The sequence below is a fragment of the Stackebrandtia nassauensis DSM 44728 genome, from assembly GCF_000024545.1.
In the GTDB taxonomy this organism is placed as follows: domain Bacteria; phylum Actinomycetota; class Actinomycetes; order Mycobacteriales; family Micromonosporaceae; genus Stackebrandtia; species Stackebrandtia nassauensis.
Map to the genome: position 1 here is coordinate 5,613,033 of NC_013947.1, position 25,590 is coordinate 5,638,622.

The 25,590-nt window shown below is 68.7% G+C and carries 24 protein-coding genes; 10 read left to right on the forward strand and 14 right to left on the reverse strand.

Annotated features, from left to right (window positions below):
* Positions 1 to 26 precede the first annotated feature (26 nt).
* Positions 27 to 689 (reverse strand): class I SAM-dependent methyltransferase, encoded by a 663-nt coding sequence (locus SNAS_RS26130; protein WP_013020490.1) that lies wholly within the window; start codon positions 687 to 689, stop codon positions 27 to 29.
* A 48-nt stretch (positions 690 to 737) separates the two neighbouring features.
* Positions 738 to 3,170 carry an XRE family transcriptional regulator gene (locus SNAS_RS33340; protein ID WP_013020491.1) on the reverse strand — a complete coding sequence of 811 codons (2,433 nt, stop codon included), beginning with the start codon at positions 3,168 to 3,170 and terminating at the stop codon, positions 738 to 740.
* A gap of 117 nt (positions 3,171 to 3,287) precedes the next feature.
* Here SNAS_RS33340 and SNAS_RS35970 point away from each other — a divergent pair, with 117 nt between their 5' ends.
* Both SNAS_RS35970 and SNAS_RS26145 read left to right on the forward strand, forming a co-directional pair.
* The gene (locus SNAS_RS35970) at positions 3,288 to 3,740 is read left to right on the forward strand and encodes a hypothetical protein (RefSeq protein WP_013020492.1); all 453 of its coding nucleotides are present in this window, start codon (positions 3,288 to 3,290) and stop codon (positions 3,738 to 3,740) included.
* 35 nt (positions 3,741 to 3,775) lie between these two features.
* Positions 3,776 to 4,234, forward strand: coding sequence for a hypothetical protein (locus SNAS_RS26145; protein ID WP_013020493.1), 459 nt, complete (start codon positions 3,776 to 3,778; stop codon positions 4,232 to 4,234).
* Between the two features lie 75 nt (positions 4,235 to 4,309).
* On the opposite strand, the gene mutM is transcribed toward SNAS_RS26145, so the two are convergent.
* Positions 4,310 to 5,152, reverse strand: a complete 843-nt coding sequence (gene mutM, locus SNAS_RS26150; RefSeq protein WP_013020494.1) for a bifunctional DNA-formamidopyrimidine glycosylase/DNA-(apurinic or apyrimidinic site) lyase — start codon at positions 5,150 to 5,152, stop codon at positions 4,310 to 4,312.
* A 25-nt stretch (positions 5,153 to 5,177) separates the two neighbouring features.
* Positions 5,178 to 5,903, reverse strand: coding sequence for a CAP domain-containing protein (locus SNAS_RS26155; RefSeq protein ID WP_083787233.1), 726 nt, complete (start codon positions 5,901 to 5,903; stop codon positions 5,178 to 5,180).
* A 101-nt stretch (positions 5,904 to 6,004) separates the two neighbouring features.
* Between SNAS_RS26155 and SNAS_RS26160 the strand changes: the two genes are divergently transcribed.
* Positions 6,005 to 7,198, forward strand: coding sequence for an MFS transporter (locus SNAS_RS26160; RefSeq protein WP_013020496.1), 1,194 nt, complete (start codon positions 6,005 to 6,007; stop codon positions 7,196 to 7,198).
* Positions 7,199 to 7,247: 49 nt separating this feature from the next.
* On the opposite strand, the gene SNAS_RS26165 is transcribed toward SNAS_RS26160, so the two are convergent.
* Together SNAS_RS26165 and SNAS_RS26170 are read right to left on the reverse strand one after the other, a co-directional pair.
* Entirely contained in the window at positions 7,248 to 7,790 is a 543-nt protein-coding gene (locus tag SNAS_RS26165; RefSeq protein ID WP_013020497.1) for a DUF2231 domain-containing protein, read from the reverse strand.
* A gap of 64 nt (positions 7,791 to 7,854) precedes the next feature.
* Positions 7,855 to 8,499 (reverse strand): SAM-dependent methyltransferase, encoded by a 645-nt coding sequence (locus tag SNAS_RS26170; protein WP_013020498.1) that lies wholly within the window; start codon positions 8,497 to 8,499, stop codon positions 7,855 to 7,857.
* Between the two features lie 58 nt (positions 8,500 to 8,557).
* On the opposite strand from SNAS_RS26170, the gene SNAS_RS26175 reads away from it, so the two are divergent.
* Positions 8,558 to 9,142, forward strand: coding sequence for a helix-turn-helix domain-containing protein (locus SNAS_RS26175; RefSeq protein WP_013020499.1), 585 nt, complete (start codon positions 8,558 to 8,560; stop codon positions 9,140 to 9,142).
* A gap of 6 nt (positions 9,143 to 9,148) precedes the next feature.
* On the opposite strand, the gene SNAS_RS26180 is transcribed toward SNAS_RS26175, so the two are convergent.
* Together SNAS_RS26180 and SNAS_RS26185 are read right to left on the reverse strand one after the other, a co-directional pair.
* Positions 9,149 to 10,120, reverse strand: a complete 972-nt coding sequence (locus tag SNAS_RS26180) for an NAD(P)/FAD-dependent oxidoreductase (protein WP_013020500.1) — start codon at positions 10,118 to 10,120, stop codon at positions 9,149 to 9,151.
* A gap of 88 nt (positions 10,121 to 10,208) precedes the next feature.
* The gene (locus tag SNAS_RS26185) at positions 10,209 to 10,964 is read right to left on the reverse strand and encodes an alpha/beta fold hydrolase (protein WP_013020501.1); all 756 of its coding nucleotides are present in this window, start codon (positions 10,962 to 10,964) and stop codon (positions 10,209 to 10,211) included.
* A 91-nt stretch (positions 10,965 to 11,055) separates the two neighbouring features.
* Between SNAS_RS26185 and SNAS_RS26190 the strand changes: the two genes are divergently transcribed.
* Positions 11,056 to 11,412: a hypothetical protein gene (locus SNAS_RS26190; protein ID WP_013020502.1), complete on the forward strand. Its 357-nt coding sequence runs from the start codon at positions 11,056 to 11,058 to the stop codon at positions 11,410 to 11,412.
* Positions 11,413 to 11,420: 8 nt separating this feature from the next.
* Here the strand turns inward: SNAS_RS26190 and SNAS_RS26195 are convergent, their stop codons facing one another.
* Complete coding sequence (locus SNAS_RS26195; protein WP_013020503.1) at positions 11,421 to 12,119, reverse strand: FadR/GntR family transcriptional regulator; 699 nt, start codon at positions 12,117 to 12,119, stop codon at positions 11,421 to 11,423.
* A 167-nt stretch (positions 12,120 to 12,286) separates the two neighbouring features.
* Between SNAS_RS26195 and SNAS_RS26200 the strand changes: the two genes are divergently transcribed.
* Together SNAS_RS26200 and SNAS_RS26205 are read left to right on the forward strand one after the other, a co-directional pair.
* Positions 12,287 to 12,790: a gluconokinase gene (locus tag SNAS_RS26200; protein WP_013020504.1), complete on the forward strand. Its 504-nt coding sequence runs from the start codon at positions 12,287 to 12,289 to the stop codon at positions 12,788 to 12,790.
* 8 nt (positions 12,791 to 12,798) lie between these two features.
* Positions 12,799 to 14,184 carry a GntP family permease gene (locus SNAS_RS26205; protein WP_013020505.1) on the forward strand — a complete coding sequence of 462 codons (1,386 nt, stop codon included), beginning with the start codon at positions 12,799 to 12,801 and terminating at the stop codon, positions 14,182 to 14,184.
* Between the two features lie 3 nt (positions 14,185 to 14,187).
* On the opposite strand, the gene SNAS_RS26210 is transcribed toward SNAS_RS26205, so the two are convergent.
* The gene (locus SNAS_RS26210; protein ID WP_013020506.1) at positions 14,188 to 15,153 is read right to left on the reverse strand and encodes an NAD-dependent epimerase/dehydratase family protein; all 966 of its coding nucleotides are present in this window, start codon (positions 15,151 to 15,153) and stop codon (positions 14,188 to 14,190) included.
* Between the two features lie 72 nt (positions 15,154 to 15,225).
* On the opposite strand from SNAS_RS26210, the gene SNAS_RS26215 reads away from it, so the two are divergent.
* Positions 15,226 to 16,005, forward strand: a complete 780-nt coding sequence (locus SNAS_RS26215) for a metallophosphoesterase family protein (protein ID WP_013020507.1) — start codon at positions 15,226 to 15,228, stop codon at positions 16,003 to 16,005.
* Here SNAS_RS26215 and SNAS_RS26220 read toward each other — a convergent pair whose 3' ends face one another.
* Positions 16,006 to 16,593 (reverse strand): hypothetical protein, encoded by a 588-nt coding sequence (locus tag SNAS_RS26220; protein WP_013020508.1) that lies wholly within the window; start codon positions 16,591 to 16,593, stop codon positions 16,006 to 16,008.
* A 157-nt stretch (positions 16,594 to 16,750) separates the two neighbouring features.
* Between SNAS_RS26220 and SNAS_RS33345 the strand changes: the two genes are divergently transcribed.
* On the forward strand, positions 16,751 to 19,042 hold the full coding sequence (locus tag SNAS_RS33345) for a serine/threonine-protein kinase (protein WP_013020509.1): 2,292 nt from the start codon (positions 16,751 to 16,753) through the stop codon (positions 19,040 to 19,042).
* Between the two features lie 5 nt (positions 19,043 to 19,047).
* On the opposite strand, the gene SNAS_RS26235 is transcribed toward SNAS_RS33345, so the two are convergent.
* Entirely contained in the window at positions 19,048 to 20,793 is a 1,746-nt protein-coding gene (locus SNAS_RS26235; RefSeq protein WP_013020510.1) for a serine/threonine-protein kinase, read from the reverse strand.
* Positions 20,794 to 20,881: 88 nt separating this feature from the next.
* Complete coding sequence (locus SNAS_RS26240) at positions 20,882 to 22,117, reverse strand: serine hydrolase domain-containing protein (RefSeq protein WP_013020511.1); 1,236 nt, start codon at positions 22,115 to 22,117, stop codon at positions 20,882 to 20,884.
* Positions 22,118 to 22,254: 137 nt separating this feature from the next.
* Between SNAS_RS26240 and SNAS_RS26245 the strand changes: the two genes are divergently transcribed.
* Positions 22,255 to 24,567 carry a P-loop NTPase fold protein gene (locus tag SNAS_RS26245; protein WP_013020512.1) on the forward strand — a complete coding sequence of 771 codons (2,313 nt, stop codon included), beginning with the start codon at positions 22,255 to 22,257 and terminating at the stop codon, positions 24,565 to 24,567.
* Here SNAS_RS26245 and SNAS_RS26250 read toward each other — a convergent pair.
* Positions 24,561 to 25,544, reverse strand: coding sequence for an aldo/keto reductase (locus SNAS_RS26250; protein ID WP_013020513.1), 984 nt, complete (start codon positions 25,542 to 25,544; stop codon positions 24,561 to 24,563). The two genes, SNAS_RS26245 and SNAS_RS26250, sit on opposite strands and share 7 nt — an antisense overlap.
* Positions 25,545 to 25,590: the final 46 nt, after the last annotated feature.

Consider the following 25,590-nt stretch of genomic DNA (forward strand, 5'->3'; position numbering starts at 1 on the left):
ACACGGCGCAGCCGCAAACACGCGGGTCAGGCCAGGGTCTGCGTGACCCGCCACAGTCGCCGGGGCAGTTCGCCCTCACTGAAGTCGAAGACCTCGCCCAGTTTCCAGCCCCGCGCCAGCTCCGTCACCAGGGCCTCGTCGAAGAAGTGGACGGCGAACCCGCCGTGCTCGTAGATGTCGTCACCGTGCGAGATCCCGGTTCCATAGTGGGCGTCACCGGTGTGCCGGACGGTGTAGACGAACGTCCCACCCGGTCGCGTCACCCGCCGGATCTCGGCCATCAACGTGTGCAGCTCGTCGGTCGACAGCGCCATGCACAGCAGCATGTGGGCGAACACCGCGTCCACGGAGTCATCGGCCAGCGGCAACGGCTGTCGGACATCATGGACGGTCGTGGTGACCCGGTCGGCGATCCCCGCCTGTGTCGCGGTCTCACGCAACTGCCACAACCCGGTCTCGCTGAAATCCAAGGCCCGCACGGCGAACCCCGCCCGCGCGAAGAACAGCGTGTCGCGCCCGTGACCACTGCCCAGCTCCAACACATCCCGGGCTTCAGAGGCGGTAAACGTCTCGGCGGCATGCACCGCGGCCTGCGACGGCTCAGCCCCGTACATGCCGGGGTTGTCGCTGTACGTCGACTGCCAGTGCCGTCGCTGCCCGGCACCGAGATCGTCCCCGTTATGCGTCATCACGCCGTCTCCCTTCGCCCCTCGCCCCTCGCGAGCCGTGGCGAAAACCTACCCGACCGCCGCGCCGGGGTCGGCGGAACCGAGCTCGTCCAGGTCGGCGAGCAGTCGCCGGATCCGGTCGGCCCTGATCGCGTCACCGATACCGACCGCGACATCGAGACCGTCCCGCAGCGGCTCGGCCGCCGCGCCGGGGTCACCACACGCCAGCAGCGTCCGTCCCAGTTCCTCCAACGCGACCGCCCGTCCCGCCAGGTCACCGGCTGCCTCGGACGCCGCGAGGGCCTCGCGCAGCGTCGCCGTCGCCGCTTCATTGTCACCGCCGCGTCGCTGTGCCCCACCGATGCCGCGCAGCATCTCGGCGCGCGCCAGCTGGTCCTCGGCACCGACCAACCCCAGGCTTTCCCGGTACAGCGACAGTTCCCGGTCGAAGTCGCCCAGCCGCCCCGCGACGGTGCCGAGGTTGAACGCGGCCGCGGCCTGCCCGGCGCGGGAACCCAGAACGTCGCGGCACAGCCGCAGCGCGTCCTCGGCGCAGTCACCGGCGGCGTCGAGCCGGTCGATCCGAGTGAAAGTGGCGGCCATGTTGATCAGGCACACCGCCGTCGCCTCCCGTTCCCCGGTCTCCTGGAACTCCTTGAGACCCCGGTACATCTGGTCGACACCATCGGACGGGTCAGCGGACCACATGGCCGCCAGGTCACAACGGGCCATTCCGGAATCCATTTTGGTCACCGCGGTGATCAGCGGGTCGGTCCCGGTTTCGGCGGCCGTCGCGGCGGCCTCGGCGATGGTGGCCCAGTCCAGCAGGTAACCGCGGCTGAGGTAGTACGCGAACAACCCGATCGACAGCCGCACCGTCGTCTCCGGCGGCATCCCGGGCTGCGACACGATCTCCACCAGCTGCGCGCGGTGCGCGTCCAGCCACGCGAACGCCGCCGCCGAGGTCACGAATTCCGGCGCCACGCCCAGATCGACACCGCCGGACCAGTCCCGGCGGATCCCGTTGGGCTGCGCCAGGTTCAGGCTCCGCCAGGCCACGGCGGTGAACAGCTCGGCGGCCCGCCGCACCGCCCCCGCCCGCTCCTCGGGTTCCAGCAACCGCTCGGCCTGCTCACGGGCGTAGGCGTGCAGCAGATCGTGCATGCGGTAGACGCCCGGCTCGTGCGCGTCGAGCAACGCCAGGTCGGTGAAGCGCTCCAGCATCGCCTCCGCGTCACGCGGAGACAGGTCAGCAGGCCGCTCCCGCCCAGCCTCCGCTGCTGTCTCGGTCGTTGCCAGCAGCCTCGCGGTCAACTCCACCGACAGTCCCCCGGCGGGCAGCACCCCCAACAGCGCGTACCGGCGACGATCGGCGGCGTCCAGCAGTTCGAACGACACCGCGAAGCAGGCCCGCACCCCCAGTTCCCGGCGTTCCAGCTCGTCGAGGCGACGCACCCGGTCGGCCAGCCGCTCGGCCAGGTGCGCGATCGGCCACTGTGGCCTGACAGCCAAGCGGGAACCCGCCAGGTGCAGCGCCAACGGCAGGCCACCGCAGTAGCCCGCCAGCTCCCGGGCGGCCTCCGGTTCGGCCGCCAGCCGCTCCGCTCCGATCGTGTCGGTCAGCAGCGTCAGCGAAGCGTCCTCGGTCAGCACATCCAGTCGGGTGTGGAGGGTGTGCGGCAGCGTGTCCAGGGCGTGGCGACTGGTGACGATAGCGGCGCACCCGGTAGCGCCCGGCAACAGGTCGGCGACCTGCTGCGGCCCGGAAACGTTGTCCAACACCAACAACAACCGCCGCCCGGCCAGCACCGACCGATACGCCCCCACCGCGTCGGTGCCGTCCACGGCGTCCACCACACCGCCGACGGCCCGCAACAGCTGACTCAGCGCGGCCCGGGTGTCGAGCGGCTTGTCGTGGCTACGCAGGTCGAGATACACCTGGCCGTCGGGAAACTGCTCGGCCACCGCGTGCGCGGCGTGCAGGGCCAGCGCGGTCTTGCCGACGCCGCCCATGCCGGTCACCGCGCACACCGGCACCCCGCCGTCCCGCGTCAACGCGGCGACCAACGCCGCGAGTTCGCCGTCCCGGCCGGTGAACCGGGGCGGCGGCGCGGGCAGCTGCCGGGGAGGGCACCCCGCGGACTCGGGTTCGACAGCGCCGTCGGCGGGCTGGGCCGCGTGAGCGGTGCGGTTGCCGTCGGCGTCACAGGACGCGACCGGAGTGACCCGGTCACCGGCGGCGCCCGCTTCGGCGTCGGCCGGGCCCGGTCGTGGCCGACCCGACGGCCGGGCCGCCACGCGCAGCTCGGAGCGCGCGACCTCGTCCAGCCCCAGGGCATCCGCAAGTACATCCACAGTGTACTTATATGGCCGCTTCCGGTCGCCGCGCTCCAGCGAGCCGATCGCCTGGCTGCTCAGCTTCGCCCGCTCCGCCAGCGACTCCTGGGTGAACCCGGCCGCCAACCGGTGCCGCCGCAGCAGGTGTCCGAATGTGTTGTCCACGAAGCATTCCTTCACAGCCGGTGTGTAGGTCAACTGTAGAAGTTGTCGCTGGTGGGTCGCCTCCCCCGCACGAATACTCGGCCGTGACCGCAAGTCATCGAACGGAAAGGGACGGCAATGGTCAGGTCCAAAGTGGCGGGAATCCTCGCCGCGACGGTGGTGGGAGTCTCGGCAATGGTGGGCAGCACCGCGCTCGCCTCGGCCGACACAGCGGACGCCAAGTCCTGCTCGGGCTGGTCGACGCTGGGCACCGAATACATCCGCAACATCGCGACCGGCAAGGTCGGCGGCGGCATCGCCTATCAGGAACGCGAGTGCCCGACCTCCGGCGGCGGCACCGTCGACCGATATCGCACCACGATGCTCATCTACGCGCCCTTGAAGAGCGGAACCCGAGCCGTGGCCGGTATCTACGGCTCGAAGGACGACTTCTGCGTCGTCAAGCCCAAGGAGTCCGACCGCTACTGCGCCACCGACGCCAACGTCACCGGCGCCTACAAGTCCCGAGGTGTGGTGCAGAAGTGGTCGAACGGCGCCTGGCGCACCTACGCCCAGGGCCAGTGGCCCTGAGCCCGGTTCCATCCGAACAAGCAAGGAGAAAGCCCATGTCCAGATCCAGAATCGCGGCGATCCTCGCCGCCCTGACCGTCGGCATCGCGGCCCTGGTGGGGAGCGCCGCGCCCGCCTCGGCCGACACGAATATCCAAACGACCTGCTGGGGCTGGGACACCATCGCCTCGGACACCATCAAGAACGACGTGACCCACGTTGCCGGGGGCGGCATCGAAGTGGAACAACGCAAATGCCAGTACCCCGACAATCCCAACAATCACTTCTACCAGTACCGCGTGAAAATGCTGATCTACGGCGAGATGCGCTCGAACACCCGCGCGGTCGCCAAGATCTTCGGAAGCACCAACGAGTCATGCGAGGTGTACCCGTGGCAGAGCGACCAGTTCTGCGCCTCGGATCCGGTTAGCAACGCCTACCAGGCCTGGGGCATCGTGCAGGAGAAACGCGACGGCGAGTGGTTCACGTACGCCAGAGGCGGAGTACACCTCTGACCCCAAGACCCAGCTCTGCCAAGGGGTGCCACCCCCGCGCCGTCCCGGTTTGTCGCGAACCGGGGCGGCGCCTCACTATCCGGGAACGATCTGACAGGAAGGACAGTGGAACGACGACCGGTTCGTGAACTTGATCCGCTCCACCGGCGTCCCACAACGCCGACACGGCTCCTCGGCCCGCCCGTACACCGCCAGCGAGCGATCGAAATACCCCGATTCCCCGTTCGTGTTGACGTACAACGCGTCAAAGGACGTGCCGCCCGCGTTCAACGCCGCGTCGAACACCTCCCGGATGTGCTCGACAAGCTCCCGCGCCACCGCGTCCGACAATTCCTGCGAGGGATGATTGCCGTGTAGCCGGGCCCGCCACAGCGCCTCGTCGGCGTAGATGTTGCCCACCCCGGAAATCAGCGACTGGTCCAGCAGCGCCCGCTTCACCTCGCCGCGCCGAGCCCGCAACCTGCGCGAGAACTCCGCCAGATCGAAAGCGGGATCGTAGATGTCGGGCGCGATATGGGCGATCTCCCCCGGCAGCTCGGCCCCGTCGGGGCTGACCAGCATCTCGCCGAAGGTGCGCTGGTCGACAAACCGCAGCTGGTGCTCGGCCTGGTCGAAGACCAGGCGGATGCGCAGGTGCGGGCCGTCGGGTTTGTCGGGCGGTTCGATCAGCAGCTGGCCCGACATGCCGAGGTGGCACAACAACGCGTCCCCGGAATCCAAGGGGAGCCAGAGGAACTTGCCCCGCCTGCGAGTCCCCGTGATCGTCGTCCCCAACAGCCGGGCACGGAAATCGGCGGGTCCGGCGTGATGCCGCCGCACGGCACGCGGATGCCGCACCTCGACGTCGGTGATACGACGGCCGATGACCCAGCCGTCCAGGCCGCGCCGGATCGTCTCCACCTCGGGCAGTTCGGGCATGCCCGCTACCCTACGCGCGGGTGTGTCACTCGCTGCCGAACATCTGGGTCCAGTACAGGGTGCCGTCGCTCTTCTTCGCCACGCCCATGCCGATCGCGCGGGCGTCGCAGTTGAGGATGTTGGCGCGATGGCCCTCGGAGTTCATCCACGAGTCCATGACGGCTTCGGCGCTGGTCTGTCCCGCGGCGATGTTCTCGCCGATGGCGCTGTTGTAGCCCTGCGCGGCGGCGCGGTCGGAGAAGGTGCGGCCGTCCTGGGAGGTGTGGTCGAAGTAGTTGTTGGCCGCCATGTCCTTGCTGTGGCCGGTGGCCGCGGCGACGAGCTTGTCGTTGGACGAGACCTTGCCGCAACCGGCGTTGGCGCGCTCTTGATTCACGAGGTCGACGACCCCGGAACGCAGGTCGGCGAACTCGTCCTTTGGCTTCTCCGTGGTGGGCTCGTCGTCGGAGGGCTTGGGCGACTTGGTCTTGGACTTGGACGGGGTGGGCGACTTGCCCTGGTCCAGGTCCTCGGCCTTCGACGAGGACGAGCTGGACTCCGCCTCGGTGGTGGGAGCCGCGTTGCCGTCAGCGGCGGGCTTGGTGTCATCGGGCGCGATGGTGAGCTCGGCGGTGGCCAGTCCCACGCCCGTCACCAGGACCAGGGTCGCGGTCGCCACCACCCACCAGCGGGTCTTCGTCGTGCCGGGACGCCGGTGTGCGCCACCACGTGCGGGCGGTGACGAGGCATCGGGCGATCGAAGAGTTTGCATGTCTTGGGCAGAATACCCGGGGCTGGTTAACAACGCACCTTGTGGACACACAGTGAACGGACGGACACACTTTGACGAAGGATGGTCCAGTATGGAAGCTGTTGGTCACGGACCGCGAATACCGCAGGTTCCTGATTCTGTTCATGGTGAACGGTGGCGCTTCCTCGGCGGGAATGCCGCTGGTGTCGCTGTTCTTGACCCAGGAGCTGGACGCGAGCCTGGCCGAGGTCGGCGTCGTGACGGTCGCGGGACTGTTGGTCATCGTCACCGGTCCCGTGGTCGGCGGACTGTCCGACCGGATGCGTTCCCGATCCCCGCTGATGGTGGGGCTGGCGGTGTGGATGGCCGCGGGCTGGGCCGTCTACCCGTTCGTGGACGTCTTCTGGCTCGCCATCGCCGTACAGGTGGTGATGCTGAGCTGGATCGGTCCGCTCAACGCCCAGATCTTCGCGAGCCTGTCCGAGACGCTCGAGGAACGCGCCGCCCCCAACGCCTCGACGATCACCTCGACCTTGCGGGGCGGGTACTCGCTCGGCTTCATGATCGGTCCGGTCGTCTCGACCGCGCTGGTGACCTTGGTCGATCTGCGTACCGCCTTCGCCTTGGCCGTGGCGCTGTATCTGGTCACCGCGACGCTCGGGTGGCGCAGCCCGGTCGCGGCCAAGCGCGCCCGCGGCGACGGTGAGCCGAAAGCCAAGGCCCGCAACGGTTCGATCCTGCCGCTGCTGGTCTTCGCGTCCGGTGCGTGCCTCGTGATGGTCGGCGACATGCTGCGCGCCGTGTATCTGCCGATCTACGTGGTGGAGGAGCTCGGTCACAGCGCGGCCATGTTCGGCGCGCTGATCTCGGTCGCCGCCGGGCTGGAGATCCTGGCATTCCCGCTCGTGGGACGGCTCGCCGACCGTTTCGGCGTTCGTCGGGTCATGATGGCCGGGCTCGGCGCGGGTATCGCCGCTCATACGGTCCTCGCCACCAGCTCCAGCCTGTGGCAGGTGTGGCTGTTCACCGTCCTCACCGTCGTGGTGTTCACCGTGACGATGGGCCTGGGTGTCACCTACGCGCAGAGCCTCGCGCCCGGACAGCGCGGGCTGGCCGCCTCGATGTTCTTCAGCGCCCAGACCGGCGCGATGCCGGTCAGCGGGATCGTGACCGCCGCTGCCGTGGGATCGCTTGGCCTGCCGGGAATCTTCTGGGTTCCGGCGGGACTGTGCGCGGTGTGCCTGGTCGCGTTGGTGTTGGCGAGCCGACGGACGAGCAGGCGACCGGCCGCCGAAGCCGCCGCCGAACCGCGTTGACGCGGCGATGGTCGGCGGCGGCTAGCGGCTCCGGCGAGCGTCGTGGTTGTCAGGCCCCCCAGATCATCTCGGCGCCGGTGTGTCCGGCCCGGATCACGAAGTACGTCATCGTGACGGCCAGCCCGACGAGTACCACCCCCACGGTGGTCATGATGGCGGTGCGCTGTGTCGAGGCCGCTTCGGTGGCGTCGAGCGGCTTGAACGAGCGGTCCTTCAGGAAGCTGACCAGCCGTCCGCTGGCGAAACCGGCGAACAGCCAGGCCAGTGGCGCGGCCACCAGGGTCAGCCACAGCAGGGTGGTGCCGTTGGACGCGTGGTTGCTGATCGACGCCGCCTGCTGCTCGATGATCTGTTGTGAAGCCCCCTCCATCTCGGCCAGTGTCTCGTCGGCGAGCTGTTGTCCGCTCGCGCGCGCGACGAACACCACCGCCACCGCGACCACCGACAGGCCCAGCAGCAGCCAACCCACGTGCCGTCGCACCTTCGGCACCAGCACGTAGGCGACGATCACCACCGCCAGCAGCGGCACCAGCACCACCGGCATGTGTACCGCCAGCGGGTGTAGTGGCAGTCCGAAAACTTCAGTCGGCATCGGGCCCTCCCTTGGATCGAATGTCAATGCCCAACACCCACTACGCGACGTGGTGGCGAACGGTTCAATCGCCGCGTCGGCGGATGGCGATGACGTTGTCGATCAGGACCCCGGTCTGGCCGTCGGGGCCGGTGGCGTCGCGTTCGGCGCTGCCGACGCGTTCGGCCCGCCATTCGTCCGGGTCGAGGTCGAGGCCCTCGTGTACCTCGGTGGCGCTGGGAAAGTAGTGGTCCTTGTGGTCGGACCACGGTGGGGCGGCGCCGTGGTCGACGATCAGCAGCAGCCCGCCCGGGTTGAGGGCGTGGGCGGCGCGGCGCAGCACCAGTTCGCGGGGGAACTCCAGCGGGGATTGCAGGAACTGGGCCGAGATGAGGTCGAAAGCACCGTCGGGGAAGGTCTCGGCGAGGTCGTGGCGTTCGCCTCTCACCCGGTCGCCGACTCCGGCGGCCTTGGCGTTGTCGAGGGTGCGGGCGATCGCGGTGCCGGAGATGTCGACGGAGGTGACGCGCCAGCCCTTCGACGCCAGCCACACCGCGTCGCCGCCTTCGCCGCAGCCCAGGTCGAGGACGGTTCCGGGTTCGACGTCGGCCACGGTGTCGACGAGGACGGGGTTGGGCCTGCCGGACCAGACCCGGTCGCGGCTGCGGTACCGCTCCTCCCAGAACGCTTCGGGGCTCGGCGGTTGTTCGGTGCTGTCGTGTGTGTGCATGGGACGAGCCTGCCGGAGCACCCGCGATATTGGCAAATGTTCATGCCGGTTTGGCAAGATGGTGGGTGTGGAGGAACTGGACGAGGTACTGACCGCCGTCGGCCCCCGGCTGCGGGAGCTGCGGCGGCAGCGCAATGTGACGTTGGCCCGGCTCGCCGAGGCGACCGGCATCTCGGAGAGCACGCTGTCGCGGTTGGAGAGCGGGGCGCGGCGGCCGAACCTGGAGTTGTTGCTGCCGTTGGCGAAGGTGTACGGGGTGCCGTTGGACGAGTTGGTCGGCGCGCCGACGACGGGTGATCCGCGGGTGCATCTGCGGCCGGTGCATCGGGGTGGGATGACGTTCATCCCGTTGACGCGCCGGGCCGGGGGCATCCAGTCGTACAAGATGGTCATTCCCGGTGACACCTCGGGCCGGGAGCCGGATCTGAAGACACACGAGGGCTACGAGTGGATGTATGTCCTCAACGGACGGTTGCGGTTGTTGTTGGGCGACAAGGATCTGGTGCTCAATCCGGGCGAGGTGGCTGAGTTCGACACCCATGTGCCGCACTGGCTGGGCGCCGCCGAGGACGCGCCGGTGGAGCTGCTGATCCTGTTCGGACAGCAGGGAGAGCGGGCGCACCTGCGCGCCCGCTCCCGCTGAACCGCCTCACGCGGCCAGGCCGGTGTCGGCCACGGCCTCGGCGACGTCGGCGAACATCAGGTCGGCGTTGAGCATGACGGCGGCCCGGGCTCCGGCTCCCACCGACATCGCGACGTTGGCCATCGGGTCGGTGACGGTGCCCGCCGCCCACACGCCCGCGACCGCGGTGAGCCCGTTCGCGTCGGCGGCCAGGTGGTCGCCCATGCCGGAGGGGTGCTCGACGGTGGTCAGGCCCAGGTCGGCCAGGAACCCGGCGCGGGCGGTGAACGTCGGCGCGACGGCCAGGGCCCGCACCGGTAGCCGGGTTCCGGTTTCCAGCCGCACTCCCGCCAGCTGGTCGTCCACGATGTCCAGTCCGGAGACCTCGCCGTCGACTACGGTGATGCCGCGCGCGGCCAGTTGCGCGAACTGTTCGTCGGACGGGTCAGCCGCCCGGTGCAGGAACAGCGTCACCGAATCCGACCACTGCCGCAGCAGCAGCGCCTGGTGCACGCCGTTGGGTCCGCTGTCGAGCACGCCGATCGGCTGGTCGCGCACCTCCCAGCCGTGGCAGTACGGGCAGTGGAAGACGTCACGGCCCCACCGTTGCCACAGGCCGGGCACGTCGGGCAGTTCGTCGGACAGGCCGGTGGTCACCAGCAGCCGCCGGGCGTGGAAGCTTCGCCCGGCTTCGGTGGTCACCGTGAAGTCGCCATTGTGGCCGGACACGCCGGTGACGATGTCGGTGACGACCGTGCCGCCGTAGGCGGCGACCTCCTCGGCTCCCAGCCGCACCAGTTCGGTGGGCGCGACGCCGTCGCGGGTCAGGAACCCGTGCGACGCGGCGGCGGGCAGGTTGCGGGGCTTGCCGGAGTCGATCACCACGACCGAGCGCCGGGCCCGCGCCAGGGTCAACGCGCCTGACAGTCCGGCGGACGCGCCGCCGATCACCAGCACGTCCACCAGTTGTTCGTTGTCGTTCTCGCTTGTTTTCCTCATGCCGACACCGTACGAATCATCCCGCCAGAACGGCAAATATTCTTGCCGAACCGGCAAGGGTCTCGGCGGGGGGGTCGGGGCCTTGAGTTCAGTGCCCGTCCAGCCAGTCCACCACGGTGGACACCAGCCAGTCCCGGTTGTCGATGTGGACGGCGTGGCCGCTGTTGACGGCCTCGGTGAACCGGCCGCGCGGGATCGCGGTGGCCATGGCCCGCACCAGATCCGGTCCGCAGTAAGGGTCGTAGGTTCCGGTGATCAGCAGCGCCGGGCACATGATCCGGTGCGCCGCCTCACGGCTCACGTCGCCTCCGGCCTCGATGATCGCCTCCAAGGCCCGGCCCCAGCTGGCCGCCATCGCCCGTCCGGTCTCGACCCCGTACGCCTCGGCCAGGTACGCCGCCAGCGAGACGAACGATCCGCTCGGATCGTCCATGAGCGACTCCAGTGCCGCCGTTCGTCCCGGCGGCGCGGTGACGTGTCCGGCCGCGCCCCAGGTCACCACGGACAGTGCCCGCTGCGGCGCCTGTTCGGCCATGACGAGCGCGTACTCGCCGCCGTCGCTGAACCCCACCAGGTGGGCGGCCTCGACTCCCAGCGCGTCCAGCAGCCCCAGCACGGTGGCGGCGTCGTCTTGGTAGAAGCTCGGCGGATAGTCGCGCGGCTGCGGCAGCGACTTTCCCGAACCCGGCGGGTCGACGGCGACGACGCGGTAGCCGTCCAGGGCGGCGCGCAGCGGGTTCAGCTCCACGATGCTGCCCGCCCATCCGGGCATGAGCAGGACGGCCTCTCCGGTTCCGGTGTCCTCATAGTGGATCTGCTGCCCGTCCGCCTCGTGAAACGCCAACGCGGGTTCCCTTCACTAGAATCCTTGGTACGCAACGGTTGCCGGTAGCGATCACCGTTACTTGGCGTCACGAACCGATAGTCTGTCGGGTATGGCTTCGAGACTGGCCACCGTACCCCCACCGCCGGTGCTGGCGGCCTTCGTGCTGGCCCTGGCGACCGGTCTGGTGTGGATGGTGCTGGCGCTGTGGCCCGCGCCCGGCGAGCCCGGCGGCGGGCTGTTCTTTCCGATGACGGGCCTGCTGTTGGCCGTGTTCACCGCGTTCTGTGTCTGGCAGGGCGAACGACGGGGCAACCTGCTGGTGGCCGTCCTGTTCGGAGTGATCCCGTGTCTGGCGCTGCTCACCTCGCCCCGGCTCGGGATCCTGCAGGCGGCGATGGGGGCCGCGCTCATCGTGCTGTTGACGGTGCCGACGGTGTCGCGGCAGTGGTTCGGTTACGGCGGTTGAGAAAGCCGTCAGTTCGCGGTCTCGTCGGCGAACGCGGCCCGGACCTCCTCGACCAGTCCCCGCATCGCCGACTCCGCGTCGCGGTCGGCACCGGCGTGGATCGACCGCGCCACCTCCTCGTGCAGGTCCAGCGCGACCGGCTCGGGCGGTTTCGGCATCAGCCCGTGATGCGTCCGCCCGGCCAGCACCTCCGCCACCACCTCGGTCAGCGCCGCGAACATCTCGTTTCTGCTGGCCCGCAACAACAGTGAGTGGAACTCGATGTCGAGTTCCAGGAAGTCCTCCAGCTGACCGGCCTCGCCGCGCTGGCGCATCAGCGCGGCCAGTTCGACGATCCGCTCCCGGTCCGCGTCGGTGGCGTGGCGGGCGGCTCCGGCGGCGGCCAGCGGTTCCACCGCGCTGCGCAGGTCCGTGAGGGTGCGCAGCTGGGCGTCGCGGCCGGGTCCGTCCAGCCGCCAGCGGATCACCCGGGGATCGAAGACGCGCCACTCGTCGGATGGCCGCACCACCAGCCCGACCCGGCGCCGCGACAGCACCAGGTTCATCGACTCCAGCAGACGCATCACCTCGCGCATGACGGTCCGCGACACCCCGAACTCCTGCCGCAGTCCTTCGAGGGTGAGCACCGCCCCGGGCGCCAGTTCGCCGCTGGTGATCCGCATGCCGAGGGTGTCGAGTACCGCGCTGTGCAACACCGGCGACGCCATTCGCCCCTCCTGAGGACCTGTCGGGGGCTCGTAAGCACCTGTGTGGACTCTGCCCCCACCCTAACGCGCGGCCCCGGCCGCCAAAAGGTGTTACCAATGTCTTTACAAAGGTATTACCTTTATGGCAACATCCGGGGAGTCGCACGTCACACGAGACCGGAGGCCGGATGAACGATCCCCAACACCTGGTCGTCATGGGCGTGTCCGGTTGCGGCAAGACCACGGTCGGGAAACTGCTCGCCGCCCGGCTGGAGCGGCCGTTCGCCGAAGCCGACGACTTCCACTCCCCGGCCAACATCGACAAGATGGCCGCCGGAATCCCGCTGACCGACGCCGACCGGCAACCCTGGCTGCGAGACCTGCGCGACTGGCTGTCGGCCCAGGCCGACGCGGGCCGCAGCACCGTCGTCACCTGCTCGGCGCTGCGGCGCCGCTACCGCGACGTCCTGCGGGGCGCGCGCGGACGGCTGTACTTCGCGCACCTTTCCGGTACCGCCCAACAGATCGCCGAACGGCTGCGGCAACGCGACGGGCACTTCATGCCGCCGACGCTGCTGCCGTCCCAGTTCGACGCCCTCGAACCCCTCGCCCCCGACGAAACCGGAACGACCGTCGACATCGGACCCGCCGCGGAGCTCATCGCCCAGCGGATCATCGACCGACTCGAATAGGAGCCCCCATGCCTGAGGACTGGTCCCAAACCCTCACCACCGGACCGCTGTTGGCCATCGCCGCGGCCGCCATCGCCGTCCTGCTGTTCCTGATCATCAAACTGAAGCTGCACGCCTTCCCCGCCCTGGTCCTCGTCAGCCTCGGCACCGCCTTCGCCGCCCAGGTCCCGCCCGCCGCGATCGTGGCCACCCTCACCGACGGCTTCGGCACCACCCTGGCCAGCGTCGCGCTGCTCGTCGGCCTGGGCGCCATGCTCGGCCGCCTGATCGAGGTCAGCGGCGGGGCCAGGACGATGGCCGAGGCCCTGGTCCGCCGGTTCGGCGAACGCCGGGCCCCGTTCGCGCTGGGCGTGGCCTCGCTGCTGTTCGGGTTCCCGATCTTCTTCGACGCCGGGCTCGTCGTCATGCTGCCGGTCGTCTTCTCGATCGCGCGACGACTGGGCGGATCCGTACTCACCTATGGACTTCCCGCAGCCGGGGCGTTCTCCGTGATGCACGTCTTCCTGCCTCCACACCCCGGCCCGGTGGCCGCCGGGGAACTGATGCACGCCGACATCGGCCTGGTCGTCCTGTTCGGACTCGTCATCGCGCTGCCGACCTGGTACCTCGCCGGGTACCTGTACGGCCGCTTCATGGGCCGCCGTTTCGAGCTGCCGGTGCCGAAACTGCTGGGCGGCACCGACGACGAGGACACCACCGACGTCAAGCTGCCCCGGGTGGGGCCGGTCGTGTCGATCCTGCTGCTGCCGCTGGTGCTCATCTTCGTCAACACCGGCCTGGATCTGGCCACCAGCGCGAAGTGGGTGTCCGAGGACGCCACCTGGGTGCAGGTGGCCATGGCGATCGGCTCGACGCCGGTGGCGCTGCTCATCACCGTGCTGGTGGCGTCCTATGTGCTGGGAACCCGGCTGGGGCGCGACCGCTCGGCGCTGGAGAAGACCCTGGAGTCGGCGCTGGGTCCAGTGTGCTCGGTCATCCTCATCACCGGCGCGGGCGGCATGTTCGGCGCGGTGTTGCGCGCCAGCGGCATCGGCGACGCACTGGCCGACGAACTCAACGCCCTGGGCCTGCCGGTGATCCTCGCCGGTTTCGTGGTGGCCACGGCGCTGCGGATCGCGCAGGGCTCGGCGACCGTCGCGCTCATCACCGCCGCCGGGCTGATCCAGCCCGCCGTCGAGGCCGGGGCGTTCAACGGCGTCCAGCTCGCCGCGATCGTGCTGGGCCTGGCGGCCGGTTCCGTGATGACCAGCCACGTCAACGATTCCGGTTTCTGGCTGGTGGGACGGCTGATGGACATGGACGTCAAGACCACCCTGAAGACCTGGACGGTGATGGAGACGCTCATCGGCGTGATCGGCTTCGGCATGGCCTGGGCGATCTTCGTGATCGCCTGAGCCTCAAGTGCTCTCGTTGACCCGCACCTGGCCGTCGCTCACCAGCCGGTCCACGGCCTCGGCCGTGGCCTCCAGTGAGGAGTACCGGGGCCGGTAGCCCAGCAGCCGCCGGGCCTTGTCGATCGAGCAGTGTGGACTGTGTTCGAGGTGGGTGTGGGTGACGTCGGCGTCGGTCTCGTCGACGGTGCGGCGCCATTCCTCCCACGACAGGTACTTCAGCCGCGCGACCTGGCCGAACCAGCCCGCCGCCGCCTCGGCGTAGCCGCGCAGCGTCAGCGCCGTGGCGGCCACCGCGTTGAAGCTCTCGCCCAGCGCCGCCGAGCGGTTCGCGATCGCGGCGCCGAACACCTGCGCCACGTCGTCGGCGTGAACGTGTTGCAGCGTCTCCATTCCCAGGTTCGGCAGCATCAGGGTGTCGCCGTCGGCGAGCTTCTGGAACACGTCCAGGTTGAGGTTGCCCGCCGGGTTGATCGGCGTCCACCCGGGTCCCGAGATGTGTCCGGGGTGGATCACCGTCGCCGGGAAGCCGTGCCGCTGCGCCTGATCCAGCAGGTACGCCTCGATCTCGGCCTTCTTGCGGCCGTACTCGGTGATGGCGCGGCGCGGCTGCTCCTCGGTGCCGGGCACCTGCGCGCTCGGCCCGTACACCCAGATCGTGCCACAGTGGAGGAAGTGTCGGACCCGTCCCGCCAGCGCCTCCACCAGCTGCCGGGCGCTGTCGGGTTCGAAGCAGATCATGTCGATGACGACGTCGGGCTCCAGTGCCGCGATCCGGGCACCGAAGGTGCCCGCGTCCTCCTCGGCCTGCCGGTCGGCGCTGACCGTCGTGACGAACCGCCACGCCCCGTGCGGACGATACGGCTGTCGCTGTCCCCGCGACACCACCGTCACCTCGTGGCCCGCGGTCACCAGCCGGGGCACCAGGAACGTGCCGACATGTCCGGTTCCGCCGATGATCGTTACCCGCATGGATCGATACTAGGCATCACAGCGTCCGCGGCGAGCCGTCGCGGGTTCGCGCGAGCGTGCGAGGCTGTGCCGATGCATCCCGAGCTCGAGCGCCTCGCCCTCATCTCCGACGTCCACGGGAACCTGACCGCGCTGGAGGCGGTGCTGGCCGACATCGACGCGCGCGGCATCACCCGCGTCCTCAACCTCGGCGATTTCGTGGGCAAGGGGCCGCGCGGACGCGAGGTCATCGACCTGTGCCGCGAGCGTTGCGAGGTCAACATCCTCGGTAACTGGGACGACGCGCTGCCCGACCCGGACTTCGACCACAGTGACGCGGATCGGTGGTGGCTGGAGCAGCTGTCGCCCGGTCAGGGCGAGTGGCTGCGGGGGCTGCCGTTCAGCCACGACTTCTGGTGCAGCGGTCGCCGGGTGCGGCTGTACCACGCATCGGCGCGGTCGGTGCACCATCGGGTCCGCTTCGACCACGACGAGGCGGAGTTCCTGTCGATGTTCGCCAACACGCCCGCGACCGGCGACGGCCTCGTCCCGACGGTGGTCGGCTACGCCGACACCCACGACCCGTACTACGAGGTCGACCGGCAGCGCCGCACCCTGTTCAACACCGGCAGCGTCGGCAACAGCATGAACGACCCGACCCCGGTGTACGTGATCCTGGAGGGGGTGCCGGATTCCCGCGACGAGGCACCGTTCTCGATCCAGTTCGTGCGGGTCCCCTACGACGTCGAGGCCGAACTTGACTTCGCCAAGTCGGTGGGCATGCCCGAATGGGAGGAATACGCCTCCGAGCTGCGAGACGGCGTCTACCGCAAGGCTTTCCGGCTGGGCGTGCCGCCCAGCTATCACCGTTGATCAGGCGATGAGCCCGGCACGGCGCGCCATCGCGGTGTGCCGGAACCAGCGGTTGGACGGCGGCGTGGCCAGCAGGACGATCACCAGCAGGTAGACCAGGAACGCCGCCCCGATGATGATGGCGAAGATGTCGCTGCCCTCGGTGGCCTTCGTGCCCTCCACGACGACGCCGATCGCGCCGATCGTCAGCACACCGCCGCAGCAGCTGGAGATCCCGTAGAGGATGAAGGTCGCGGTCCTGGCCCCGGACCGTCCCCTCAGGACCCCCAACGCGCACCAGATGAACGCCAGTCCCACCAGGATGGACACGATGCCCATGGTGATCGCGCCGCCCTTGTCGACCTCCTGGCCGGTGACCTCCTCCGGCGCGATCATGCCGAACCCGGCCACCAGGCCGAGCCCGACGTTGGCCAGGACCGTCAGCACGATCAGCATCGCCGCGATCGTGACCACCTGCGGCCGGGGCCCGGGAGCGGTGACGCCCGGGTAGCCGTAGCCGTAGCCCGGCAGCGGGTCGTAGCCGTGCGGCGAATAGCCGGGTTGCTGGTTGTACGGGTCATAGCCGCCGGGCTGCGGGGGGTACGTCATGACTACCTACTGTCATCGCATCGATATGAGCACAACCCGATTAATTTTCATGTTCTTCGGGCGCGGCAAAGCATACCGCCCGGCTTTACTGGAACAGTAGACTTCTCGTCCACCATTAGACTTATACATTTCGAACGACCAATGGGAGGCCCGCCGGATGTTGCCCGGCCAGATGCTCGATGACCGCTACCTTCTCGAGGCCGAGGCCGGTACCGGGGGCATGGGGACGGTGTGGCGAGCCCAGGACACCCGTATCGGGCGAACCGTCGCCATCAAGGTGCTGCACTCGCACCTGGCCAAGGACGACAAGCTGCGCGCCCGGTTCGACCGCGAGGCCCGGCTGATCGGCGCGCTCCAACACCCCGGGGTGGTGCAGCTGTACGACTTCACCGACACCGTCGTGGACGGCAAGTCGGTGGCGTATCTGGTCATGGAGTACGTTCCCGGTTCCTCGCTGGCGACCGAACTGCCGCAGCGGATGCCGGTGGAGCGGACGCTGTCGCTGGTCGCCTCGGCCGCCGAGGGACTGCACTCGGCGCACCTGCGCGGGATCGTGCATCGCGATGTCAAGCCCGCCAACATCCTCGTCGCTCCCGACGACACCGCCAAGATCGTCGACTTCGGCATCTCGCAGTCCTTCGGGGACCGCAAACTGACCATGACCGGTCACTTCATGGGTTCACTGCACTATGTGTCCCCCGAACAGCTGCAGGGCAAACCGCTCACCCCGGCCTCGGACGTGTACTCACTCGGCGTCGTGGCCTACGAGGCACTGACCGGTGACCTCCCGTTCCCTGGCGACACCCCCGCCTCAGTCCTCACCGGACACCTACAGCAGGAACCCCGGCCGCTGCCCGCCGACGTCCCCGCGCCGGTGGCCGCGCTGGTCATGCGCGCCCTGGCCAAGGAACCCGAGGACCGCTTCGAATCGGCGGCGGCCCTGGCCACGGCGTGCCGCCGGTTGAGCACCGACACCGAGATCACCAGCCAGACCCCGATTCCCACCACGATCCGGCCCACCGTCAAGACCTCACCCACCACGATGTACCCCGCGGCCGCGCCGGAGCCGACACCCGTCGGCGGCAGACGCCGGAGCCGGTTGCTGCCGGTCACCATCATCGTGCTGGTGCTGCTGCTGGCGACCGGCGGCGGCGCGGCCGTCTGGTACTACGCGGGCGGCGGCCAGGCGGCCCTCAACGGCGACAACGTGGGACTGGCGAACCTGCACGACCTCAAACCGGTGGGCGAACCGATCCCGTTCGCCGAGGCCGGGGCCTCCGACCGGGGCACGGTGCCCGAACCGGTCACCGACGGCGAGACCGGGTACTTCGTCCACAATGTCGACGAAGCGCCGGAGACGATCGCCGTCGACCTGGACAGCGGCAAGGAGAAGTGGCGCCAACCCATGGGCCAGCCCATCGGACTGGCGATGCGGGCGGGCCAGGGACTGCTGTACACCGCCGACCTCGAACAGGGCATCGTCAACTTCCTGGACCCGGCCACCGGCGAGTCACTCAACACCGCCGAGTACGACGGCCGCATCGGCGTGTCCACATTCGGCAGTCGGGTGCTGATCGCCCCCGAGGGCGACGACACCGTGACCGCCTACGAGGCCGACGGCGCCGAGGCGTGGGAGCAGAGTTTCGAGGAGACGGTCACCGACGTCGACATCGAGGCCAAGTGGAAGGACTTCACCAACCAGCCCGGCCGGTACAGCAGTCAGAAACCCGAACGGCTGCTCATCTACGGCGACGACGGCACCGTGTCGCGACTGGACACTGAGGACGGCGACATCCTCACCACCACCGAACCCGACTCCGACCTGACGGTCACCTCGGCGTTCCAGGGCATGATGTTCACCGCCGACCCCGACGACGAGGACGGCTACACCCTCATCGCCCACGACGTCTCCCGGGACTTCGCCGAGGTCGGCCGCTGGGAGGAACTGCGCCCCGGCTTCAACCCGGAGAAGATCGAGTGGTGCGGCAAGACCCGCATCTGCGTCAAGGACCGGCAGTACAGCGGCACCACCGGGGCCGTCGTCCTCGACTTCTCCGAACCCGGAAGCAAACCGCTGTGGGAGAGCTCCCCCGAGACCCCGGTCAACGAGATCTACGCCGCCGGTTCCACGGTCGCGGTGGTGCAGGGCGAGGGCGCGAACCTGTCCACACAGCTGTATGACAACGCGATGGAACCAAGGGGCCGGGCCAAGAACGGCGTCTTCCGGCCCGTGGACGGCAAGACCTTCCTCGACTATCCGCGCACCGCGGGCAACGCGCCCGCCAACCCGGTGAACAAACACTTCTTCACCGGCCTCGACGCCACCGACGGATCCACCAAGGACCTGGGAACCCAGGAGGTGTTCCCGCAGTGCGTCACCGAGGGCGCCCACGTCGCCTGCCCCACCCCGAAGGGGATCACGGTGTGGGAGTACCGCGACGCCCGGTGAGCGCGTCAGTCGAGGTCGTCGTGGTCGTCCCCGCCTCCGCCGCCGCCGTCGTTGCCGTCACACCGGTCGGGGTCCCGCACCATCCGGAACATGATGTCCACGGTTGATCCCTCGTTGACGCTGGCGCCGCCGTCCGGGCTCTGGTCGGTGACCGGGCAGGCGTGATCGCCCTTGCCGGACTCGATGGCATTGACCTTCAGCCCGGCGTTCTTCAACGTCTGGTACGCCTTGTACGGATGCTGACCCACCACATTGGGCACCGACACCTTCGCCGGTTCGTCGTTGTCGTCCGGTTCGTCCCCATCGGACGGGGAGGCGTCGTCCGAGGCCGAGGAACTGCCCGAGGACTCGGCGCTGCTCGGTTCGTTGCCCGCCTTGTCACCCCCCTGGGACTCCGTGTCCTTCGACGAGGTCGCGTCCGAGTCGGACTCCGTGACACCGTCGCCCCCGCCGCCGGCTTCGCCGCCTTCGTCGGTCGCGGACACCGACCCGTCGGTCGTCAACGTCGACACGCCCACCGCTCCCGCCGTACCGATGAGCAGCAGCAACGCCGCCACCAGCACCAACCGCTTGCGCGACTTGCGTTCCCGGGGTGGCGACACCGGCGGCGGCGCGGCCGCGTCCCGCAGCCGGGTGGTCGGCTCGGCGGCCGCAGCCGGCGCGGCCTTGAACTCCGGCGTGATCTTCGATCGGACCTTCGGCGGCGGCGGAAGCGCGGCCTTGGTCGTCGCCTTCTCCGGCTCGGCCACCGGTTTCGGCTCCGGATCGGACGCGGCCTCCAGCACCGGCACGACCGCGGTCTCCGACTCCACCGGCGCGGCGACCGGTTGCCGCTTCGGTTGCGACACCAAGGAAGGAGCCGACCGGGCCATCGTCCGCCCCACCGGCGCGTCCGGCGCGGCCTCGGCCTCACGGTGCGGCAACGGCGTCGCGCCAGGTTCCAGCGCCACAGTGGCGACCGCTGCCGAGCCGCCGTCCAGCTCGGTCACTCCCCGCTCCAGCAGCGGCCCCAAAACGTCGTTGGTGTAAGTGATCTGCTCGCACTCGGTGGCCAGTATCGCCGCCGAACCGAACCGGACCTCGGGATCGGTCGACAGCGCCCGTTTCACGAACGCGGCCACCGCCGGGGCCAGGTTGGCGGGCAGCGACAACGGCTGCCGCTCGGCCTCCACCGGCGGCACATCGGGCACCACCACGAACGGCAGCGCCCCCGTCACGCACTCATAGGCTATGGCGCCCAACGCGAACACGTCATCGGCCACCGCCCCCGTACCACTGAATCCGAAGTCGACGATCGTCACCGACGAATCCGGCCCCACGATCAGGTTCGACGACTTCAGGTTAGCGTGCCGCAGCCCGGCCTCATGGGCGGACTGCAACGCCCACCCGAGCCCGGCCACAAGCGACAGCGCGTCCTCGGGCTCCAGCGACCGTTCGATCAGGACCTTCCGCAGCGTCTCCCCCTCAAGGCGCTCCGAGATCTGACAAACCGTGACCTCGTCCCCGTCCCGCTGTTCCACACAGTCGTAGACGTCGACGATGCCGGGCACATCCAGCTCCGCCATGGCCATGGCGGTGCGCCAGAACCGGCCCCGAACCTCCTCGTCACGGGCCAGGAGCGGGTCGAGAACCTTGATCCGGACGGGTCGGTCCACCACGGTGTCACGTCCGAACCAGACACTGCCGTGTTCACTGGTTCCAATGTGCTCTTCGAGGGTGTACCGATCTCCCAAACAGGTGCCGGGCTGCATGGAGTCCTACTTTCGGGGTGATGCGGTTAGGCACCCAGCAGTGTGCCGTATATCTCAGTAAAACTCCAATAACAGTTCTATTACCGGTTCACAAGACACCCGGCGGCATCGACCCGATGCTGCCGCCGTCCTTGGGCACCTCATCGCCGCACAACCCCGCCACCACCAGATCCTCAATGGCCCCGACAACCTTCTCGGTCTCCTCGGCGGGCAACAGGTTCGGATCCATCGCGTAGGTGAAGGACACCTGCTTGTCGGCTTCCGGCGAGTGGAACGAGATCGTCGAATGCCCCAGCGCACCACCGGTGTGCCCCATCGCCTTACCACCCGGGACACCAACGCACCCGACCTCGACCCCGTGCAGGCCCAGACCGTACGCCCCGTCGGACTGTTCACTGAATTGTCGCGCCTCGTCCAGCGACTCCGCCGACAACAGCGTCCCGTCGAACATGGCCCGGTACAGCCGGTTCATGTCGGCGGCGGTCGACACCGTCACCCCCGCCGCCCAGTAGTGAGTCGGCGACACCATCGACGTATCGATGCGTTTCTCCCCCGGCTTCGACCCCGCCTCGAAGTAAGCGTCCAAATGGTCACCCTCCATCGCAGGATCCCGCTCGGGCAGATACGAAGCGTCCATACCGGCCGGTTCGAGAACCCGCTCGACGATCTCATCCTCCACAGAGTCCCCGGTCAGCCGCTCCACCAGCAACCCCAGCGCGTAGTACCCAGTGTTGGAGTACTGGTAATCGCTGCCCGGAACGAAGTCCAACGGCCGCTTCGTCGCCGTCTCCACGATCTCCTCGGGCCGGTACTCGTTCAACCGGTTGGTCTCGACATCGGCCGCCGACCCCTGCGCCAGCGACGGATAGATGTCGAAGAAGTAATCGGGAACCCCGGCGGTGTGCCCCAACAGCTGCCTCACCGTGATCGTCTCCTCGTACGGCAACAACCCCGGCGCCAGCTCCTCCACCTCATCGTCCAACCCCAGCTCCCCCTCCTCAACCAACTGAAGCACCACAGTGCTCAACATCGATTTGGTGAGGCTCCCGATCCGCACCCGATCGCCCACCTCGGCGGCTTCGTCCCCGCCGTCCTGCCGGGCACCCCGGGCCTCGGTCCACACGAAGTCACCGTCCCGCACCTCGGCGACAACCGCCGCATCCGTGACCTCCGCGAGCGCGTCGAGCCGTTGGGACAGCAGCTCCTCGTCGAGCGGGGTACCCGCGGCGGGGCCTGTCGAGGGTTCGGCGACCGCGACGGCGGTGCCTCCGGCGGCCAGGGCCGCGACGACGGCGAGCATGACGAGCAATCGATGTTTTCGCATACCCGAACGCTATGGGCGCGGTTGGTTCGTGGCATCGTGCCGCGAGTTGAGGTCGATGTGCGACTTGTGGGGGACCCGGATACGACTGAGGATGTAAGAAACGTGCTTACATTGACGGGCAAGGGATACGACGGTGGATGGGGTGGGACGTGGCTCGGCGGGCTTTGTTGATTGCCAATCATTCGTATTCGCACATCCGCTCCGCGGGATCCGAAGGCATTGCCGTAGGAGCCCGAGCGCTCCAGAGATTGTTGCAGGACGAGAACATCGGTGACTTCGACAGTGTTCAGCTGTTGACCAACGCGACGAAATACGAGACCGAACAGGCCATCGAGCAGCTCTTCAGCTCCATACAGCCTGACGACCTCGCGCTTGTGTACTTCGTCGGTCTTGGGGTGCGTGCCCAAGGCGGCCAGCTGTATCTGGCTTCAGCCGACACCAGAGCCAGTAAGCTGGCGACCGAAGCGATCTCATCAACGTATCTTCGGCAGACCTTCGCGATGTATCCGTCTCGTGTGGTCCTGCTACTGGACTGCTCGCATTCCGGGACCTTTATCGACGGATCCGGTAGCCAGCTTCCGGATTTCGAGGTGGAACCAGAATCCGATCTCGTCGTCCTCGCCTCCACGACCGCGAAACAGCAGATCGCCCAAACCGGCCTCCCCGCGTTCACCGAGGCCGTACGCAAAGGACTGGCCTCCGGCGAGGCCGACATCCGGCGTACCGGGTCCATTTCGGCCAGCGACCTGTGGCATTACGTTGTGGCCGAACTCAAAACGACGGCTCCACAGCAGACTCCCACCATGTCGTCCAACATCCTCGACGACCTACTGATAGCCAAGTCACCAGCACCCCCCAACTACGACAACCAACAACAGGTCCCGCCTCCGCCACCAAGTTGGACCGCCACGTCACAACCTTCGCCACCCCCACCCCGCGAACACGTCGACTGGGTCGACGACGCCCCCGCCGAAACCGACCTCCTCCACCGCCAAGCCCTCGCCCAGGTCCTCGCCACCCGCCTCGCCCGCGCCTCCGCCAGCCCCACGCACCCCGCGTTCCTCATCCACGTCGACGGCCCCTGGGGCAGCGGCAAGTCCACTCTCCTCAAACTCCTCGAGACCGAGCTGTCGGCCGACCACCTCGTCGTCAACTTCAACGCCTGGCGCAACGCCCGGGTCCAGCCCCCGTGGTGGTCCCTGCTCACCACCATCCGCGACCGCGTCATCAACGACCGCTCCTGGGTTCGGCGCGTCTGGTCCGCCACCCGCGAGACCCTGGCCCGCGCTCGTCGCTCCGGCGCCCCGTACTTCCTGGCGATGGCCATCACCGCCGCCCTCATGCTCACCCTCTACCTCACCATCACTCCCGCGTGGACCACCACCGCTCTCAAGGCCACCGCCACCACGGTCACCTCCGTGGCCGCCGCCATCGGTGTCCTTTGGGCCGTCAGCAAGATAGCCTCCCGACGACTACTGTGGAACTCCGCGCGCGGGGCGCAGCAGCTTGAACAGTCCCACACCGACCCCATGGGCGAGGTGTCCGACCACTTCGGATGGCTGATCCGGCATTCTCGCCGTCCCGTTGTCGTGTTCATCGACGATCTCGATCGCTGCGATGGTCCGATCGTCGTGGAGATCCTGGAGGCCATCCAGACGCTCGCCCGCGACCAGCCCGCTCCCGGGTGTGCCGCCAGTTTCGTGATCGCCGCCGACGGCGCCTGGCTGCGCCGGTCCTATGAGGATCACTATTCGACCTTCGAGGGCGCCGTCGACCAGCCCGGCCAGCCGTTGGGCTATCTGTTCCAGGAGAAGCTGTTCCAGCTCAGTGTCCCCGTCCCTTCCATCAGTGGCTCCGCTCGTGCGAACTACCTGACCACGCTGCTCGGTGGCCGTCCCGAGGACGCTCCCCAACTCCAGGAAACCCAGGCCGCCACCAGCAAACGCATCGAGGACTCCGCCAGTGAGGCCGAGGTCCTCGACGCCCTCAAGGGCAGCCCGCAGCAGGTCCGGCAGAACCTCGCCCCCCAAGCCGCCATGAAACTCGCGCAGCCCGAGGTCGAGGCCGTCACCGAACACTCGCTGGAGAAATTCGCCCCGCTGGTGCAGGCGAACCCGCGCGGGGTCAAGCGGTTCCTCAACACCTATTCGATCCTGCGTACCTTGAGGACACTGGAAGGCAACATCGTTCCCACCGACACGCTCGCGACCTGGGCGCTGTTGCGGTCCCGCTGGCCGCAGCTCGCCGACCACCTGGAGCACCGTCCCCAGGACATCGGCCTGGTGCGGGGAGGCCCCGTCCGGGACCTTCCCCGTCCACTGCGTTCGACGGCGACTTCGGCTGAGCTGCAAGCGTTCCTGCGAACCGGTGACGTCGAGCTGACCGAGGCCGAGATCCGCGCCTGCTGCGGTGGCTCGGTTGCGGAAATTTCGGGCGACTCGCCTCAGTGACCGGTGCGTGCCAGCGGTGCCGCCGCGAGACGTTCGCCGCGAACCGCCTCCGGGTTGATCGACGCCAACCGCGCCAGTTCCGACTCGTCGAGTCGCAGCTGTGCCGCCGCCAGATTCTCCTCCAAAGCAGACACTCGCCGGGTGCCCGGGATCGGGACGATGTCCTCGCCTCGCGCCAGCAGCCACGCCAGCGCCAGTTGCGCTGGTGTGCACCCCTTCTCGGCGGCAACCTCTCGCACCACGTCCACGAGCCGCAGGTTCGCGGCCAGGTGCTCGTCGCTGAATCTCGGGTTGCCCAGCCGGTTGTCGTCCTCGGACAGGTCGGCTCGCGACGTGACGGCGCCGGTCAACAGCCCGCGCCCCAGCGGCGAGTACGCGACGATCCCGACGCCGAGTTCCCGGCAGGTGTCCAGCAGCTCGTCCTCGACGAACCGGGTGAACAGCGAATACTCCACCTGTACCGCCGCGATCGGGTGGACGGCGTGCGCGGCCCGCAAGGTCGCGGCGCTCACTTCCGACAGTCCGAGATGGCGGACTTTCCCGGCCGCGACCAGCTCCGCCATCGCGCCCACGGTGTCCTCGATCGGCACGGCGGGATCGCGTCGGTGCAGGTAGTACAGGTCGACGGTCTCCATGCCGAGCCGCTTCAGCGACGCGTCGCACGCCGCCCGCGCGTACTCCGGTGAACTGTCCACACGGAACGGTTCGCCGTCGCCGAATCGCAGCCCGAACTTCGTCGCGATGACCAGGTCGTCGCGACGGTCGGCCACCGCTCGACCGACGAGCTCCTCGTTGTGGCCGGGCTGCGGCGATCCGTAGGCGTCGGCGGTGTCGATCAGGGTCACGCCCCGTTCGACAGCCCGGCGGATGACCGACGCGGAGGTCGCGTCGTCGGCCGGTCCGTATCCGACGCTCATACCCATGCAGCCCAGCCCCAGTGCCGAAACCGTCAGACCGCCCAGTGTTCGTTTTTCCATGTCCATCTCCAGTGATCTCGAACGAAACGTCGACATCACTGTGCGA